The following is a 1,833-nucleotide window of genomic DNA, read 5'->3' as shown; positions in this document are numbered from 1 at the left end:
CTCGGCGTGTCGCTGGCGGTGGCCAAGGCCGCCGCCGAGGCCGCCGGGCTGCCGCTCTACCGCTATGTCGGCGGCGCCAAGGCGCACATCCTGCCGGTGCCGATGATGAACATCATCAATGGCGGCGCTCATGCCGACAACCCGATCGACTTTCAGGAATTCATGATCCTGCCGGTCGGCGCGCCGACGCTGCGCGACGGCGTGCGTTGGGGCTCTGAAATCTTCCATACGCTGAGGAAGAAGCTGAAGGATGCCGGCCACAACACCAATGTCGGCGACGAGGGCGGTTTCGCCCCCAACCTGAAGAGCGCGCCGTCGGCCCTCGATTTCATCATGGAATCGATCGAGAAGGCCGGCTTCAAGCCGGGCGAGGACGTGGCGCTCGGCCTCGACTGCGCGGCGACCGAGTTCTTCAAGGACGGCAACTACGTCTATGAGGGCGAGAAGAAGACCCGCGATCCGAAGGCGCAGGCCAAATACCTCGCCAAGCTCGCTTCCGATTATCCGATCGTCACCATCGAGGACGGCCTTGCCGAGGACGATTGGGAGGGCTGGAAATACCTGACCGATCTGATCGGCAAGAAGACCCAACTGGTCGGCGACGATCTGTTCGTCACCAACACGGCGCGACTGCGCGACGGTATCCGCATGGGCGTCGCCAACTCGATCCTGGTCAAGGTCAACCAGATCGGCTCGCTCACCGAAACGCTCGACGCGGTCGAGACCGCGCACAAGGCCGGCTACACCGCCGTCATGTCGCACCGCTCGGGCGAGACCGAGGATTCGACCATTGCCGACCTCGCCGTCGCCACCAACTGCGGGCAGATCAAGACCGGCTCGCTGTCGCGCTCAGACCGCATGGCCAAGTACAACCAGCTCATCCGGATCGAGGAAGAGCTCGGCCGGCAGGCGCGCTACGCCGGCAAGTCGGTGGTCAAGGGCTGATCCGGACAAACTGTCTTGGTTGTTGAAAGAGGCGGAGAGGCGGTTTTCCCCGCCTCTTTTTGTTTCGGCAGGTCTCAGTCCAGCCAGCCGTAACCGTCCATTAAGCACAATCGGGCGAAAAAAGACTCGAACAGCCGCTTGCGCTCGCGGCCGAAAGGGGTCGGGTCATGTGGACACGTCAGCACAAGCAGAGAAACACCGGCAAGCTGATCGTTCCGTCGCTCTGCGTGCTGTTTCTCGCCTATTTCGGCTTCCATGCCTATCACGGTGAGTTCGGCATCTACTCCAAATATCGGCTGCAGGCCCAGGCGGCCGAACTCCAGACTCAGCTCGACGCGGTCAAGGCGCGCCGGATCGACTTCGAACGTCGTGTCCAGCTCATGCATGAAGGCACGCTGGAAAAGGACATGCTTGACGAGCAGGCCCGAAAGGCGCTCAATCTGTCCCATCCGGACGAAATCACCATCATGCTGCCGGCTTCGGCAAAATAACCGAATTTCGGTTAATCAAACTTATTTGCAATGATTCTAATCGCTTAGGATGCATGTCAGCCATGCATTTTTCAGCATGGCGCATTGCATTCTTGCGTGTTAGCCTCGCTCAAATCGGTGGGGAGACGGGTCGCTCTCCCTTGAATGTCCGCGAAGAGACGCCAACAGGGAGTGATGTATGGCCACCGCCGCCAGAAAAGCGCCTGCCAAGTCCAAATCCAGATCCGACGGCAAATCGTCGGCCCTTTCCACCCCCAAGCCAGCCGACTTCACCAAAGAAGAAGAGCTCTCCGCCTACCGGCACATGCTGCTCATTCGCCGCTTCGAGGAGAAGGCGGGCCAGCTTTACGGCATGGGCTTTATCGGCGGCTTCTGCCACCTCTATATCGGCCAGGAG

The 1,833-nt window shown here is 60.6% G+C and carries 2 protein-coding genes and 1 pseudogene; all 3 read left to right on the top strand.

The genetic code is table 11. The features are described from left to right. Positions 1-945 (top strand): phosphopyruvate hydratase (gene eno / locus EOA49_RS31760; protein ID WP_127243589.1); only part of this gene is annotated, 945 nt, incomplete at its 5' end. 167 nt (positions 946-1,112) lie between these two features. Continuing rightward, entirely contained in the window at positions 1,113-1,436 is a 324-nt protein-coding gene (locus EOA49_RS31755) for a septum formation initiator family protein (RefSeq protein WP_066989670.1), read from the top strand. Positions 1,437-1,614: 178 nt separating this feature from the next. Beyond that, positions 1,615-1,833: pseudogene (locus tag EOA49_RS31750) on the top strand (pyruvate dehydrogenase (acetyl-transferring) E1 component subunit alpha); the annotation flags it as partial.

The organism is Mesorhizobium sp. M1A.F.Ca.IN.020.04.1.1 (assembly GCF_003997315.1).
GTDB lineage: Bacteria > Pseudomonadota > Alphaproteobacteria > Rhizobiales > Rhizobiaceae > Mesorhizobium.
The sequence above is the reverse complement of the archived record's forward strand: the minus strand, read 5'-3'. Positions and strand labels throughout refer to the sequence as shown.

Excerpts from the sequence above, each read along its gene's own strand:
- EOA49_RS31755 (WP_066989670.1), top strand. The coding sequence starts at position 1,113 with ATGTGGACACGTCAGCACAAGCAGAGAAACACCGGCAAGCTGATCGTT.